The following is a 14,985-nucleotide window of genomic DNA, read 5'->3' on the forward strand; positions in this document are numbered from 1 at the left end:
CGGGCCTCACGTACAGCGCAGAAGCGGGATCCCCGGGTCAAGCCCGGGGATGAGGAGCGTCAGGACCGGCGCCCCTCAGATCGCGTAGTCGCCCGGCTGCTGCGCCGGCGGCGCCTTGGTGTCGACGCCCGGCCCGCCGGAGGCGAACAGGCGGGCGCGGTCGAGCCGCACCGCCACCTTCTCGCCGATCGGCACCCGCACCGTCGGGGCGATGTCGGCTTCCAGCACGGCGGTCCCGACCTCGATCTCCACCCGGCGGATGGCGCCGTGGCGGCGGAAGGCGCGCACCTGCCCCTTCAGCCCCGCCGTGCCGGGCAGACCCAGCGTCACATCATGCGGGCGCACATAGAGCAGGCCCGGCCCGTCCGGCACGACTTGCGTCGCGGCGGCGATGGCGGTCGCTCCGGCAAGGGCGACGCCGCTTTTCACCTCGACCTCGATCCGGCTCGATTCGCCCATGAAGCCGAACACGGCGGCGGTCTCCGGCCGGTCATAGACATCGTCCGGCGTCCCGACCTGCTCGATCTTGCCCTTGCCCATCACCACCACGCGGTCGGCGAGTTCCAGCGCCTCCTCCTGGTCATGGGTGACGAACAGGGTGGTGTGGCCGGTGCGGTCGTGCAGTTCGCGCAGCCAGCGGCGCAGTTCCTTGCGCACCAGCGCGTCGAGCGCGCCGAAAGGCTCGTCCAGCAGCAGCACCTTCGGCTCAATGGCGAGCGCGCGGGCGAGCGCCACGCGCTGGCGCTGGCCGCCGGAAAGCTGCGCCGGAAAACGCCCGCCCAGAGCGTCAAGCTGCACCAGCGCGAGAAGATCGGCGACGCGCGAACGGATCTCGCTTTCCGAGGGCCGCTCGGCGCGCGGGCGCGAGCGCAGGCCGAAGGCGACGTTCTCCGCCACGGTCATGTGGCGGAACAGGGCGTAATTCTGGAACACGAAGCCGATGCCGCGCCGGCGCACCGGCACCGAGAGCGCGTCCTCGCCGTTGAACAGCACCCGGCCATGGCTCGGCTGTTCCAGCCCCGCGACGATGCGCAGCAGCGTGGTCTTGCCCGATCCCGAAGGTCCGAGCAGCGCCACCAGCTCGCTGGGCTTCACATCCAGCGACACGTTGGAAAGCGCCGGTGCGCCGCTGCCGAAGCTCTTGCCGACCTGGTCGATGGTGACGGCGACGGTCATGAATTCACTCTCAGTAGATGTACTAAATCGAATTATCCGCAAGATATCCGAAAATTCGCCGCTGTGAACCCCGCCGGGCGCGCGGTACCACTGCATTCGCGCCATCCCCTGATAGCGCGCGGCGGCGGATTGGCGCTAAAAGGCGGCTTCACCGGATAGCCCCGCCATGACCGACCCCGCCACGACCGACCCCGCCACGACCGACCCCATTCCCCTCACCCTCAATCTCAATGGCTACACGCCGCTGCCGCCGGGCAAGATCGCCGCGATCGTCACCATGCTCGAGATGACCGCCCCGCCGCCGCCGCTGCCGGAGCGGGCGATGGCAGGGCTGGCGGTGGAGCGCGTGCCGGCGCCCGATCCCGGCTGGTACCGCGACCTGTTCCGCCGCGTCGGCGAGGACTGGCTGTGGTTCTCGCGGCTGCGCATGAGCGACGCGGAGCTGGCCGCCATCATCCAGCATCCCGAGGTGGAGCTGCTGCTGCTGCGCAAGGACGGCGCGGAGGCCGGCTATATCGAGCTGGACGGCCGCGTGCCGGGCGAGATCGAACTCGCCTTTGTCGGCCTGCTGCCGGACATGGTCGGCAGCGGCGCCGGGCGCTTCCTGATCAACCGGGCGCTGGCGCGGGCCTGGGCGCGCGGGCCCCGCCGGGTGCATGTCCACACCTGCACCCATGACAAGCAGGGCGCACTGACCTTCTACATGAAAGCCGGGTTCCGGCCCTATGCCAGCGCGGTGGAGATCGTCGACGATCCGCGCCTGTCGGGGCTGCTGGCGCCGACGGCGGCGCCGCATGTGCCGGTGATCCCGGCCGGCTGAGGCGCGTCAGGCGCCGAGCACGGCGCGGGCGCGGCCGGCGATGTTGCGCGGGGCCATCTCCACCGGCGCCTCGACCCGCTCGCGCTCGCCGAGCGCTTCCATCTTCTTCAGCTCGTCCAGCGCGTCCTCCAGCGCCAGACGCGCCTCGCTGAGCTGGCCTTTCAGCTCGTCGGCGGAGCGGCGCATATTGTCGCGACGGGTGGCGGCGGCGCGGGCATAGGTGGAATAGGCGAAGTGCTGGGTGTCGGTGATGCCCGAGCGCTGCTCCTCGGCCTCGATCTCGCGTTCGAGATCGCGCGCCATGCGGTCGAAATCCGCGATCATGGTCTCGATCTGTGCGAGATGGCGGCGCTTTTCCTCCGCCTGGAAGCGCTTGAGGCGAATGAGTGTATCGAGCGACTTCATGGTCGGCTTAAACTCCATTCCGTCGTCCGCCCGCCCTCCACACGGAGCGAAAAGGCGGCCGTCACGTGCCGCCATCACGCTGCGGCAGAGGCATTTTCGACAACAGATGTTGCCGCTTCCTTACTCTTTGGTCGGAAAAGGGTGCCCGGATCGGGGAAAGCGCCGCCCCGCCCGCCGATCGAAACGATTTGTTTACCGGGCTCATTAATGATCGGGGTGTCGTCCGGTGGGGTCAGGCGTTCGCGAAAGCGGAGTCGCAGGACTCACTTAGGCATGCTTCTTAAGATTCGACTCTAAAGACGGGAATCTGGAATTCCAATTTTCGAACAAACTCTTGGCGGAAGACTCGAAGATAATTCGTCTCGCCGCTTGTGCTCGGGAATCGGTTCTTGTTACCCCTTGTCTCACGAGTAACGAATCGGTGTGTGTCGGCCGGGCGCGGGGTGGGGTCACGCTCGGCTTGAAAGAGTCGTGTTGAGCGCTGACCCCCCCGGGGCCATGGCGAGGGAAGGGGATTGGCATGCGCGTCTTGCTCATCGAGGACGACCGCGCGACCGCGCAGAGCATCGAATTGATGCTCAAGTCCGAGAACTTCAACGTCTACACGACCGATCTCGGTGAAGAGGGCGTCGATCTCGGCAAACTCTATGATTACGACATCATCCTGCTGGACCTCAACCTGCCCGACATGTCGGGCTATGATGTCCTCAAAGGGCTGCGCGTCGCCAAGGTGAAGACGCCGATCCTCATCCTCTCCGGCCTCGCCGGCATCGAGGACAAGGTGAAGGGTCTCGGCTTCGGCGCCGACGATTATCTCACCAAGCCGTTCCACAAGGACGAGCTGGTCGCCCGCATCCACGCCATTGTGCGCCGCTCCAAGGGGCATGCGCAGTCGGTCATCACCACGGGCGATCTCGTGGTCAATCTCGACACCAAGACGGTCGAGGTCGCCGGCAACCGCGTGCATCTGACGGGCAAGGAGTACCAGATGCTGGAACTCCTCTCGCTGCGCAAGGGCACGACGCTGACCAAGGAGATGTTCCTCAACCATCTCTATGGCGGCATGGACGAGCCGGAGCTGAAGATCATCGACGTGTTCATCTGCAAGCTGCGCAAGAAGCTCGCCAACGCCTCGCAGGGGCATAATTTCATCGAGACGGTGTGGGGCCGCGGCTATGTGCTGCGCGACGCCGGCAACGAGCCGGACCGCATGTCGGCCTGACCGGCCGCTTCCCGATCCTCCCCGACTGAAGCCCCGCCGCAAGGCGGGGTTTTTGTTTGGGGGCACCCCTCCCGGACAGCCGCGCGGCCGTCCGGGAGGGCGTCAGCGCCGCGCTATTTCGCGTTCTTCGCCAGCCAGGCCTTGAGGAAGGCGATCTCGCCCTCCTGCGCCTTGATGATCTCTTCCGCCAGCGCCCGCAATTCCGGGTCCGTGCCGTGTTGCAGCTCGATCCGCGCCATGTCGATCGCCCCCTGATGATGGGGGATCATCCCGCGGGCGAAGTCGATATCGGCATTGCCGGTGAAGGGAATGGCCATGCCCTCATGCATGCGGGCATTGGCGGCCTCGAAGGCCTGGGTCGAGGGGGACGCGGCGCTCATGTGGGCGCTATGGTCCATCGGACTGTGATCCATGCCGGGCATGGGGGTGGTCGCCTGCTGCGCGAGCGACGGCAGCGAGGGCACGGAAAGACAGGCGGCGAGCAGCGCCGCGCAAAGGCTACGGTTCATGTCAAGAATCCTCTGATGGTGGAACAGCGGCCGCTCCGGCCGCGCGAAACCGATCAGAGGAGTCGCGGCGGCGGCACCGGGATCGGCGGGGCGAGGCCCGCCCGGATCGTCTCCGCCCGCACGCAAGGGCGCGCGGACACCGCCTCCGGCACCGGCAGGGCGGGCGCGGTGAGCGGCGGCACCACGGTCTGGGTCAGCACGCAGCACAGATGCGACGCGGCCGGCTTTTGTCCGGGGGTGACGGAGGGCGCCGCCGCTGCCGACGCCTGCGTCATCTCCGACGCGGCCTCGTGGCACGGCATGGTGGGGGCGGACGCAGCCGGACCCGGCGCCGCCATCGCCCGCGCCGCCGCGACAGGGCTCGCCAGAGCGGCGCCCAGCGCCAGAAGCGCCAGCATCAGCCGGAACAGTCCCCGCACCCGCATAATCCGTCCGCCGCCCCCGCCGCCCGCCGTCGACGGAGCGGGAGCCTTATGCCCGATTTGTCACCAGGCCTCACGCTAGCAAGCCGATGCCCGCCGGGACAGAGCGGGTTCGCCCGGATGGCGCAGGCGTGATCGCGCCGGACAGTGTCAGCGCGCCGGCTCGCCCGCCAGCAGCGCCAGCACCAGCGCCACCGGGTCGTCCGCCGGCACCACCGCCCGAAAGCCCGGCGGCACCGGCCGCGACGCGGCGCAAAGGCCGATGCGCCGGCCGGGGCCGCCAGCGGCCCCGAGATCGGGCGCCTCGCCATAGGCGTCGAGATCGAACAGGATCACGTCGAAGCGCGCGCCCATCAGCCGCGCCGCGCGCGGATCGTCGGCGAGCGACACCTCATGGCCCATGGCGCGGATGAGCGTGCGCAGCGCCTGGCGGGAGGCCCCCTCCGGCGCCGTCAGCAGCACGCGCGCGGGCGCCGGGCGCGGGGCCTGCGTGCCCGACGGCTCCAGCAGGCGGAAGCGCCCGGACGCGGTGGCGAGAAAGCGCAGCCCCCCCACCCGCTCGATCCGTCCTTCCGGCGCCAGCCCGACGATCTCGTCGACCACAACCGCCTCGCCCTCGCCGCCAAAGGCCAGCAGCATGCGCCGCGCGGCACCGCCGGGGGTCGGCAGCACCGCGATCCCCGGCACCTTCTCCAGCGCCGTCACATTCTTCAGCGAGGCGATGCGCACCGCCTCCATCTGCGCCCGGCCGGCGCGCACCAGAAGATGCGCCGTGTCGCTCTCCGGCGCGGCGGTGGCGGGGCGCTTCGTCGCCACGCCGAGCGGCAGGTCGACCATCGCCGCCCGTGTGCCATCGGCGAGCAGCGCCACGCCCTCCACCAGGTCGGCCCCGGCGCCGAAGCGCGCGCGCCAGCTCGGCGGCACCGTTTCCACCCGCGCCGCCTGCGGCTGCAATTCGCCCTCCACCAGCACGGCGGCGCGCACCTTGCCGCCGCTGCCGAGCAGCAGCAGCGTGCCCCTGGCGGCGCGCAGCGGGGCGATCCCCATCCGGGCGGCGAGGTGAATCAGCGGCAGCCCGCTCTGCGCCAGCGTGCCGGTCTGGGTCATGGCGAGCAGCCGCGTCCAGCGCTCGCCGCTCACCGTCATCGTGTCCATCACCTGGGAGGCGGCGAAGGCGAGGCGCAGCCCGCCAAGGGCGAAGGCCATGATCTCGACACGCGCTGCCGCCGGACGCGGCGCAGCGCGGGCCGGTTCCGGGCGCGGCGCCGGGGCGCGCAGGCTCGCGGCGATGCGGGCGGCTTCGCGGGAGACGGGGCCGCGCGGGGCGGCGGGCAGGGAATCGATGGGGAACATGGGCGACCGGCACAACGGGACACGACACGCCGACCTTTCGGCCTGCGAGGGTCAGTTTCCACCGATACCGTTAATGTCGTCTGAACCTACGGGAAGGCCGTTGTGGGGGGCGCCTCAGCCCCGCGCCACCAGGATCGTCACCATGTCGCCCTCATGGGCGAGCGTGATCGCGTAGCCGGTCGCCCGCGCCAGCAGGCCGGTATAATGCGGCTGGATGGCATGGGCATCGAGCGACGCGCCTTCTTCCGCCGGATGCCCGGCCAGCAGCGCCACGAGATGCGGGGGAATGCGGGAATGGCTGCCCTGGGTGATGAGGCGGAAACCGCCCTCCTCGCCCGCGCCGTTCTCCTCCACGCCGATGCGCCCGCCGCGCGGAATGGTCGAGGTGGCGACGACGAGCAGGTTCAGCAGCAGCTTCACCTTGTTCTTCGGCGCCAGCACGCGGGGGAGCTGCCAGTTCAGGCTGGTGCGGTCATCCTCAAGGAAGCCGCGCGCCACCTTCTCAGCGTCGCCGGTGTCGATCTGCGCCCCGGCCGAGCCGGCGGCGCCGAAGGCGAGGCGGGCGAATTGCAGCCGGGCAGAGGCCTGCCGGGCGCTCTTGGCGATGAGGTCGAGCGCGAAGCTCTTCATCGCCGGGTCGTCCTCGTCCTCCAGCACTTCCAGCCCGTTGACGATGGCGCCGACCGGGCTGATCACGTCGTGGCAGACGCGCGAGCACAGGAGGGCGGCGAGGTCGAGCTTGTCGAGGTCGATGGCGGTCGTCATCGCGTCCCTTGCGAAAGGCTGTGGCGGGATCGCCCGCCCGGAAATCGCGCCGGCGCGCGTGGCCGGCATCGCCGGGTGTGATACACCGCGCTCCCATGGAGGCCAACCGTTTCTCCCCATCCTGTCTCCCCAAGCCGGAAACTCGCGCGCAATGTCCTTTCACGTCACGCCCCTGCCGCCCCATCTCAGCCTGTTGTCGTCGCTTGCCGGCGCCGCCCTCAAGGCGGGCGAGGTGATCCTGCGCATCCGCGCCGAAGGCATGACGGTCGCGCACAAGGCCGATGCAAGCCCGGTCACCGCCGCCGATCTCGCCGCCGAGGAACTGCTGCGCGCCGAGCTGGCGCGGCTGCTGCCCGGCGTACCCGTCATCGCCGAGGAAGCGGTGGCGCAGGGCAAGGGCGAGGCGCTCGGCACCGGCGCGGCACCGGCGGGCACCTTCCTGCTGGTCGATCCGCTGGACGGCACGCGCGAATTCGTCGGCGCCAGCGGCGAGTTCACGGTCAATATCGGGCTGGTGGAGGCCGGGGTGCCGAGCTTCGGCATCGTGCTCGCCCCGGCGGTGAACAAGCTCTATGCCGGCGTCACCACGCCGGCCGGGGGCGGCGCCTTCCTCGCCGGCCTCGACGCGCATCCCGATTTCTGGACGCCGATCCGCTGCCGGCCGGTGCCGGAAAAAGCTCTCGTCGCGGTTGCCAGCCGCTCGCATCTCGATCCCCAGACCTCCGCCTTTCTCGGCGATCTCGACATAGCGGAATCGATAAGCTGCGGCTCGGCGCTGAAATTCGGCCTGGTGGCGGAAGGGCGGGCCGATCTGTATCCGCGCTTCGGCACGGTGTGCGAATGGGATGTCGCCGCCGGCCATGCCGTGCTGCGGGCGGCGGGTGGCAGCGTGTGCCGGCCCGATGGCAGCGCCCTGCCCTATGGGCGCACGCAGGAGGACTACCGCGTTCACGGTTTCATCGCCCGCGGCGCGGCGGCGTGACGGCGGCAGAGGGGCCACACCCGGCCCGCTTCCGGCCTTTTGGCCCGGCCGTGCCTTTCTCTGGTCGCACTCCATGCTATTGATAGGCTCGGGGTCTGACGGCCCGGGTTCTGAATCGGGCCCGCCACCGGCGGCGCCCCGCCTGTCGAGATCAAACGCGAGACCGTCCATGCCGACCTTGCGCGCCCTTTACGCCTGCCTTGCCCTTCTGTGTGCCCTGCCCTTCCTCGCCCCGCCCGCACAGGCGCAGGCACAGCCGGCCAGCAGCACCTATTCCACCGATGAACTGGTTCAGAAGGGCCATGGCTTCTTCGGCGAAGTCTCGCGCGGGCTGGCGCTGTCGATCGAGAAGGCGGTGAACCAGTGGGGCCAGCCCAATGGCTATATTCTCGGCCAGGAAGGCTCCGGCGCCTTTGTCGGCGGGCTGCGCTATGGCGACGGCACGCTCTACACCCGCAATGCCGGCGACCTGAAAGTCTACTGGCAGGGGCCCTCGCTCGGCTGGGATTTCGGCGGCGACGGCGCCCGCACCATGATTCTTGTGTACAACCTCAATGGCATCAACGACATCTACCGGCGCTTCGGCGGCATTTCCGGCTCGGCCTATTTCGTCGCCGGCTTCGGCATGACGGCGCTGGCCTCCGACAATATCGTCGTGGTGCCGATCCGCTCCGGTGTCGGCGTTCGTCTCGGCGCCAATATCGGCTATCTCAAATTCACGCCGTCGGCGACGTGGAATCCGTTCTGAACCGCCTCCCCGATTGCCGTGCGCCCGGGCTAGCCCGGGCGTTTTGGCCTCTGTAACCTGCTGGCTCCTGGCCGGCTGTCCGCCCCGGACCGCCGCCGCGTTGTGAGGTGAGATCGCCGCATGATCGAAGCGATCATGTATTGCGCCATCGGCTTCCTGGCCGCGACCCTGCTGGCGCTCATCACGCTGCCGGCGGTGTGGCGGCGGGCGGTGCGGCTCACCCGCAAGCGGATCGAGGGCGCGATTCCCGTTTCCATCGCCGAGGTGCAGGCCGACAAGGACCAGCAGCGCGCCATTTTCGCCGTCGGCATCCGCCGGCTGGAAATGGAGGTGGAGCGCCAGCAGGTCCGCACCGCCGCCCAATATGGCGAGATCGTCCGCCAAGGCGAGACGCTGCGCCAGCGGCAGGAGACGATCGAGCGGCTCTCGACCGAGCTTGAGGCGCTGCAGACCGAGCATGCCAGCGTCGCCACCCATCGCGACCATCTGCTGGCCGAGCTGGAATCGACCAGCGCCGAGCTTGCGGAGGCGCGCGACGCGCTCGCCCGCACCCGCGCCGAGCTCGCCCGCATCCGCGAATCCTTCGAGGACACCCGCACGCGCGAGGAAGGGCTGCAGATCGAGCATGTGGCGCTGACCACGCTGCGCGACACGCTGAAAGACCGCATCCACGAACTCGACCGCCAGCTCGTCGCCGCCAACGCCCATCTGGCGAGCGAGCGCGAGACGGTGCGCACCACCAGTGAAAGCCTCGCAACCGAACTGCGCCGGAACCACGCGATGAAGGACGAACTGGCCAAGGTGCAGGACGCGCTCGCCCGCGCGCAGGACGAACGGGCCGCGCTTGAGGCGCGCATCGCCGAGCTCACCGCGCTCGCCGCCACGGTGCGCCCTGTCGGCGACGGCCCGGTGAATGGCGATGCCGCCGCGCTGCTGCGCGAGCATATCAGCGACATCGCCGCCGGGGTGGCCCATCTCACCGCGCGGATGGAAGGCCCCGGCTCGAAGATCGAGGCGCTGCTGGCCGAGCACACCCGCGTGCCGGGCGCCCCGCCGAGCCTCGCCGACCGCATTCTCGATCTCAAGGCCGCCGAGGCCGAGCGCGCCGCCGCGCCGGTCCAGCCCGCCGACAGCGTCGCCGCCCCGGCGCCGGCGATCATCGAGGCGGTGGCGGCGGAAGAGGCCCGGCCGCAGGGCCGCGCCGCCGCCGGCTGAGCCCTTCCCGCCGGTCGCGACCGGCGGGCCGACCGCACGGACCGGGCGCCATAAGCCCGGCCGCCTTCCCGGGACGAAACGCCAAGGATACGCCCCATGAATCTCGCCCGCCTGCTCAAGGCTCGCGCCGATGCCGGCCGCCCCGTCCGTGTCGGCCTCATCGGCGCCGGCAAGTTCGGCTCCATGTTCCTGTCGCAACTGCGCACCACGCCGGGGCTGCACCTGCTCGGCATCGCCGATCTCTCCGTGCCGCGCGCCCGCGCCGCGCTGGAGGCCACCGGCTGGGACGCGGACGCCGTCATCGCCTCCTCCTTCACCGAGGCGCTGGGCACCGGCCGCACCATGCTCACCGACGACGCGCAAGCGCTGATCGCCACCGACGGGCTCGATGTGGTGGTCGAAGTCACCGGCAGCCCCGCCGCCGGCGCCGCCCATGCGCTGCTGGCGATCGAGCATGGCCGCCACATCGTCATGGTGACGGTGGAGGCCGACGTGCTGGTCGGCCCGCTTCTGGCCGAGCGCGCCCGCAAGGCCGGCGTGGTCTATTCCATGGCCTATGGCGACCAGCCGGCGCTGGTGTGCGAGATGGTGGACTGGGCCCGCACCTGCGGCTTCAGCGTCGTCTGCGCCGGCAAGGGCACGAAGTACCTGCCGAGCTTCCACCGCTCCACCCCCGACACGATCTGGGATCTGTACGGCCTCACCGCCGAACAGGCGGCTGAGGGCGGCATGAACGCGCAGATGTTCAACTCCTTCGCCGACGGCACCAAATCCTCCATCGAAATGGCCGCCATCGCCAATGCGGCCGGGCTGAAGGCGCCCTCCGACGGCCTGCTGTTCCCGCCCTGCGGCGTCGACGACCTCGCCACCATTCTCCGCCCGCACGAACAGGGCGGCGTGCTGGAGCATTCCGGCACGGTGGAAACCGTCTCCTCGCTGGAGCGCGACGGCCGCCCGGTTTTTCGCGATCTGCGCTGGGGCGTCTATGTCGTGTTCGAGGCCGATCCCAGCCCGCGCGGCGACTATGCCCGGCGCTGCTTTAAGGAATATGGCGTGGTGACGGATGCCTCCGGCCGGTACACCGCGCTCTACCGGCCCTATCACCTCATCGGGCTGGAACTCGGCGTTAGCGTCGCCTCCGCCGCGCTGCGCCATGAGCCGACCGGGGTGACGGAAGCCTTCAACGCCGATGTGGTGGCGGTCGCCAAGCGCCCCTTGCGCGCCGGCGAGACGCTGGACGGCGAGGGCGGCTTCACCGTCTGGGGCAAGCTGTTTCCCGCCGCGACCTCGCTCGCCAAGGGCGGCCTGCCCATCGGCCTCGCCCATCACGTCACCCTCACCCGCGACATCGCGGAAGGCGAGATCGTCGGCTGGGCCGATGTCGAGGTGAAGGACAGCCCGGCGGTGCGCCTGCGCCGCGAAATGGAGCGCAGCTTCGCCGGCGCGGCGTAGGCGATGGGCGCCTGGATCTTCGCACGTCATCCCGGCCGCCGGCGTAGCGGAGAGCCGGGATCGCGCGGTCATCCATAGTGGAGTGCGGTCCCGGATCGACGCGCAGCGTCGTCCGGGATGACGGCAGGGAGCTGTGCGTCCTCCGGCACGGCGGCAACAGCGAACCTCTGGACATGGCGCGCCGCCTCGCCTATCTCTGCGCCACGGTCTGCAGTTCACCGAGGCGTTGCCGCCCCGCAAGGGGAGCTAAACCTGCTCAATTCCCGCACCCGCACTTGTCCTTGTGCCCGGTCGCAAGACGGCAACCCCGACATTTCCTCGCGAAAGGGCACCAACGAGGATAGGTCATGTCCAGACTCCATCTCGCCTATGAGGCGCCGGATATTTCCGCGCTCGCCCGCACGCTGCATCAGGGAATTGCCGCCCTCGGCCATGCCCCCGGCCATGTCGAGCTGCTGAATTTGCTGGCGCGCGGCGCCGGCTACCGCAATTTCCAGCACCTGCGGGCCGACCGGGCTGCCCGCGCCCGGCTCGCCCTCCCCGCGCCGCCCCCGGCTCCGCCGGCGGACCATACGCGCTGTGAAAAGGCGCTGCGGCTGTTCGATCCGCAGGGCCGGCTGGTGCGCTGGCCGAAGAAGCGCAACCAGCAGATCCTCTGCCTGTGGCTGCTGTGGTCGCGCCTGCCGAGCGGCGAGGTGTTTCCCGAGCGGCGGATGAACGAACTGCTGAACGCCGAGCATCTGTTCGGCGACCACGCCCTGCTGCGGCGGGAAATGGTGGAGTTCGGCCTGTTCCGCCGCACGCCGGACGGGCGGGAATATTCCCGCATCGAACGCGAGCCGCCGCCGGAAATGGCCAAGCTCGCCGCCCTGCTGCGCCAGCGCCGGGCCGCCGGCTGAGGCCGCGCCCTCACCTTGCGCAGGCCTCTCATGCCGGGGTGCAACCTGCCCCCGGCAGCTCCCCCTCATGCCCGGGGCTTGACCCGGGCATGTAGGGCTCCGGTGCGATCCCCCCACCCGTCATCCCGGCCGCAGCGAAGCGGAGAGCCGGGATCGCGCGCCGATCTGCCCCGGACAACGATCCCGGATCGACGCGCTGCGTCGTCCGGGATGACGAACCATTCCGTCCCTCATGCCCGGGCTTGACCCGGGCACCCAGCAGGCTTGGAACGGCCCCCGCCACGCCTGTGTCGCCGGCGCGCACGGAAAAGTCTGGGTCCCCGGGCCAAGCCCGGGGATGAGGGCGGCATAGAGCGGAGGAGACCCTACCGCGTCGCCAGCACCCATTCGCGGGCGCGCGCTTCCGGGTTGGCGTTCAAGAGAACGTCGGTGACGACGGCGAGGCTGTCCGCCCCCGCCTGGCGCACGCCCGGCGCGCGCTCGATGGTGAGCCCGCCAATGCCGACCAGCGGCAGGTCGCCGATCCGCTTCTTCCACTGCGTCACCCGCTCCAGCCCCTGCGGCGCCCAGCGCATCTTCTTCAGGATGGTGGGGTAGACCGGACCCAGCGCGACATAGTCCGGCCCCGCCAGCAGCGCGGCTTCCAGCTCCGCCTCGTCATGGGTGCTGATGCCGAGCTTCAGCCCCGCCCGGCGCATCGCCGGCACATCGGCCTCGGCAAGGTCTTCCTGGCCGAGATGGACGAAATCGCAGCCCAGTTCGATGGCGAGCTGCCAGTAATCATTGACGATGAGCTGCGCGCCATAGCGGGCGCAGACCTCGCGCGCGCTCGCGATCTCGCGGCGCAGCTCGGCCTCGTCCATGTCCTTGGCGCGAAGCTGCACCAGCTTCACCCCCTGCGGCAGCAGGCGCGGCAGCCAGGAGGCACGGTCGACGATGAGATAGAACGGATCGAGCTTCATCACGCACTCACGCAAGCTTCAGGAGCCGAGAACGGCCCGGCCCATGACCGGGGTGGAGGGCGCGGCCATGTCCCGCACCTCCATCGGATCGGCCAGCACCGCCTCGCGGCCGGCGGCGATGGCGGCGGCGAAGGCGCGCGCCATGCGCACGGGATCGCCGGCCTTGGCCACTGCCGTGTTCAGGAGCACGGCGTCATAGCCGAGTTCCATCGCCGCCGCCGCATGCGAGGGCACGCCGACACCGGCATCCACCACCAGCGGCACGCCGGGGAAATGCGCCCGCAGCGAGCGCAGCCCATAGGGGTTGTTGAGCCCCCGGCCGGAACCGATCGGCGCGCCCCAGGGCATCAGCACCTCGCAGCCGGCAGCGAGCAGCTTTTCCGCCACCACGAGATCCTCCGTGGTGTAGGGGAACACCTGGAAGCCGTCGCGGGTGAGGATACGCGCCGCCTCCACCAGCCCGAACACGTCGGGCTGCAGCGTGTCGTCCTCGCCGATCACCTCCAGCTTCACCCAGGGCGTGCCGAAAAGTTCGCGCGCCATCTCGGCGGTGGTCACCGCTTCCTTCACCGTCTTGCAGCCGGCGGTGTTGGGCAGCACCTTCACCCCGAGGTCGCGGATAAGCTGCCAGAAGCTCTGGCCGGCCTTGGCCGCGCCGGATTCGCGCCGCAGCGACACGGTGACGATGTCGGTGCCGGAAGCGCGGATCGCCTCGGCGAGGATCGCCGGCGAGGGGTATTGCGCCGTGCCGAGCAGCAGGCGCGAGGACACTTGCGTGTCGTAGAAGGTCACCGGGTCGGCCCCGGCGGTCCTCATCGTATCGGTCATCGCATCCATGGTTCATCCACCCTGCATGGGGGCGAGGATTTCCACCCGGTCGCCATCGGCGATCGGGGTCGCCGTGCGGCGCGCGGCCCTCACCATGTCGCCATTCACCGCCGTCGCCACGATGGCGTCGGCGAGTTCGAGTTCGGCCAGAAGCTCCGCCAGCGTGGCGGCGTCGGTGCTGGCCGGCTCACCATTGACGATGATCTTCATCCATCACCTCCGGGAAATACGCCCCGTCAAACGCCAGTTCCGCCGCCCGACGCGCCAGCGCCGGCGCGGCCAGGAAACCGTGGCGGTAGAGGCCGTTCACATAGATCGTGTTGCCACGCTTGCGCAGGCGCGGCAGGTTGTCGGGAAAGGCCGGGCGCACATCCGCGCCGATCTCGACGATTTCCGCCTCGCCGAAGGCGGGGTGCAGCGCATAGACCGCGCCGAGCAGTTCCAGCATGGAACGCCCCGTCACCCGGCCGCGCTCGTCATTCTCGATCGAGGTGGCCCCGATCATGAAATGCCCGTCGCCGCGCGGCACGATATAGACCGGGATGCGCGGGTGCAGCATGCGCACCGGACGGCTCAGTGCCACCTCGGTGGAGTAGAGTACCAGCATCTCCCCCTTCACGCCGCGCAGGTCGGCGAGCGTGTCGCGCGCCGCCAGCCCGCGGCAATCGACCACGAGATCGGCCTCATCGGCCGCGCTGGTCTCATCGTCCACCTCATCGAACCCATCGGCCTCGAAGCGGAAGGTAACCTGATGCTCATCGACCAGCCGCCGGGTCAGCGCCGCAAGCGCCTTGCGCGGCTCAAGATGCGCCTCGCTGGGAAAGAACAGCCCCTGCTCGAAGCGGCCGGCGAGATCGGGTTCGAGCTCGGCGATCCCCGCCCCGTCAAGCCATTGATAATGCTCGGTGCGGCGGGAAAACCGGCGCAGATCGGCGCGGTCGCGCGGCTGGGCGAGCACCAGCGAGCCCTCATTGGGCACATCAGGTACCGCCACCTGCCAGTAAGCCTGTGATTCCAAACCGAGATCGACGATCAGCGGCTCCGCGCTCTCGCGCTCGCACCACGGCGCCAGCATCCCGCCGGCATACCAGGAACAGCCCTGCCCCGAACCCGGCCGGCGGTCCACCACCGTCACCTGCGCGCCGCGCAGCGCGAAGGCGTGGGCGCAGGTGAGCCCGGCCACGCCGGCGCCAACAACCTTCACCCGCATGGCGTTGGCCGTGGGGT

Annotated in this window: 17 protein-coding genes; 7 read left to right on the forward strand and 10 right to left on the reverse strand. The window is 70.0% G+C overall.

Translation table 11 applies throughout. From position 1 onward, the window contains the following. Positions 1-75: 75 nt before the first annotated feature. The gene (locus AAC979_RS12125; protein WP_371347135.1) at positions 76-1,176 is read right to left on the reverse strand and encodes a sulfate/molybdate ABC transporter ATP-binding protein; all 1,101 of its coding nucleotides are present in this window, start codon (positions 1,174-1,176) and stop codon (positions 76-78) included. 166 nt (positions 1,177-1,342) lie between these two features. Here AAC979_RS12125 and AAC979_RS12130 point away from each other — a divergent pair, with 166 nt between their 5' ends. After that, complete coding sequence (locus AAC979_RS12130) at positions 1,343-1,996, forward strand: GNAT family N-acetyltransferase (RefSeq protein ID WP_371347137.1); 654 nt, start codon at positions 1,343-1,345, stop codon at positions 1,994-1,996. A gap of 6 nt (positions 1,997-2,002) precedes the next feature. Here the strand turns inward: AAC979_RS12130 and AAC979_RS12135 are convergent, their stop codons facing one another. Beyond that, positions 2,003-2,401, reverse strand: coding sequence for a flagellar export protein FliJ (locus AAC979_RS12135; RefSeq protein ID WP_371347138.1), 399 nt, complete (start codon positions 2,399-2,401; stop codon positions 2,003-2,005). Positions 2,402-2,921: 520 nt separating this feature from the next. Here AAC979_RS12135 and ctrA point away from each other — a divergent pair. Further along, on the forward strand, positions 2,922-3,623 hold the full coding sequence (gene ctrA, locus AAC979_RS12140) for a response regulator transcription factor CtrA (protein ID WP_371347139.1): 702 nt from the start codon (positions 2,922-2,924) through the stop codon (positions 3,621-3,623). Positions 3,624-3,736: 113 nt separating this feature from the next. Here the strand turns inward: ctrA and AAC979_RS12145 are convergent, their stop codons facing one another. The 4 genes from AAC979_RS12145 to chpT form a co-directional block, all read right to left on the reverse strand. Then, positions 3,737-4,132: a DUF305 domain-containing protein gene (locus tag AAC979_RS12145; RefSeq protein ID WP_371347140.1), complete on the reverse strand. Its 396-nt coding sequence runs from the start codon at positions 4,130-4,132 to the stop codon at positions 3,737-3,739. 53 nt (positions 4,133-4,185) lie between these two features. Next, positions 4,186-4,557 (reverse strand): hypothetical protein, encoded by a 372-nt coding sequence (locus tag AAC979_RS12150; protein WP_371347141.1) that lies wholly within the window; start codon positions 4,555-4,557, stop codon positions 4,186-4,188. Positions 4,558-4,704: 147 nt separating this feature from the next. After that, complete coding sequence (locus AAC979_RS12155) at positions 4,705-5,907, reverse strand: chemotaxis protein CheW (RefSeq protein WP_371347142.1); 1,203 nt, start codon at positions 5,905-5,907, stop codon at positions 4,705-4,707. 114 nt (positions 5,908-6,021) lie between these two features. After that, the gene (gene chpT / locus AAC979_RS12160) at positions 6,022-6,672 is read right to left on the reverse strand and encodes a histidine phosphotransferase ChpT (RefSeq protein WP_371347143.1); all 651 of its coding nucleotides are present in this window, start codon (positions 6,670-6,672) and stop codon (positions 6,022-6,024) included. 151 nt (positions 6,673-6,823) lie between these two features. Between chpT and AAC979_RS12165 the strand changes: the two genes are divergently transcribed. The 5 genes from AAC979_RS12165 (at position 6,824) to AAC979_RS12185 (ending at position 11,968) form a co-directional block, all read left to right on the forward strand. Beyond that, complete coding sequence (locus tag AAC979_RS12165) at positions 6,824-7,654, forward strand: 3'(2'),5'-bisphosphate nucleotidase CysQ (protein ID WP_371347144.1); 831 nt, start codon at positions 6,824-6,826, stop codon at positions 7,652-7,654. A 169-nt stretch (positions 7,655-7,823) separates the two neighbouring features. Further along, on the forward strand, positions 7,824-8,402 hold the full coding sequence (locus AAC979_RS12170) for a DUF1134 domain-containing protein (protein WP_371347145.1): 579 nt from the start codon (positions 7,824-7,826) through the stop codon (positions 8,400-8,402). A 120-nt stretch (positions 8,403-8,522) separates the two neighbouring features. Further along, positions 8,523-9,617: a hypothetical protein gene (locus AAC979_RS12175; RefSeq protein WP_371347146.1), complete on the forward strand. Its 1,095-nt coding sequence runs from the start codon at positions 8,523-8,525 to the stop codon at positions 9,615-9,617. A gap of 96 nt (positions 9,618-9,713) precedes the next feature. Continuing rightward, positions 9,714-11,069, forward strand: coding sequence for an NAD(P)H-dependent oxidoreductase (locus tag AAC979_RS12180; protein ID WP_371347147.1), 1,356 nt, complete (start codon positions 9,714-9,716; stop codon positions 11,067-11,069). Between the two features lie 347 nt (positions 11,070-11,416). Beyond that, positions 11,417-11,968: a DUF2087 domain-containing protein gene (locus AAC979_RS12185; RefSeq protein ID WP_371347148.1), complete on the forward strand. Its 552-nt coding sequence runs from the start codon at positions 11,417-11,419 to the stop codon at positions 11,966-11,968. A 365-nt stretch (positions 11,969-12,333) separates the two neighbouring features. Here AAC979_RS12185 and AAC979_RS12190 read toward each other — a convergent pair whose 3' ends face one another. The 4 genes from AAC979_RS12190 to thiO are packed head-to-tail and all read right to left on the reverse strand — an operon-like array spanning position 12,334 to position 14,968. Then, positions 12,334-12,930, reverse strand: coding sequence for a thiamine phosphate synthase (locus tag AAC979_RS12190; protein ID WP_371347149.1), 597 nt, complete (start codon positions 12,928-12,930; stop codon positions 12,334-12,336). An 18-nt stretch (positions 12,931-12,948) separates the two neighbouring features. After that, the gene (locus AAC979_RS12195; RefSeq protein WP_371347150.1) at positions 12,949-13,767 is read right to left on the reverse strand and encodes a thiazole synthase; all 819 of its coding nucleotides are present in this window, start codon (positions 13,765-13,767) and stop codon (positions 12,949-12,951) included. A 3-nt stretch (positions 13,768-13,770) separates the two neighbouring features. Beyond that, positions 13,771-13,968 carry a sulfur carrier protein ThiS gene (gene thiS, locus AAC979_RS12200; protein WP_307019737.1) on the reverse strand — a complete coding sequence of 66 codons (198 nt, stop codon included), beginning with the start codon at positions 13,966-13,968 and terminating at the stop codon, positions 13,771-13,773. After that, positions 13,946-14,968: a glycine oxidase ThiO gene (gene thiO, locus AAC979_RS12205; protein ID WP_371349050.1), complete on the reverse strand. Its 1,023-nt coding sequence runs from the start codon at positions 14,966-14,968 to the stop codon at positions 13,946-13,948. The genes thiS and thiO overlap by 23 nt, the downstream gene beginning before the upstream one ends. Positions 14,969-14,985 lie beyond the last annotated feature (17 nt).

Source organism: Ancylobacter sp. IITR112 (genome assembly GCF_041415945.1).
Lineage (GTDB): Bacteria > Pseudomonadota > Alphaproteobacteria > Rhizobiales > Xanthobacteraceae > Ancylobacter.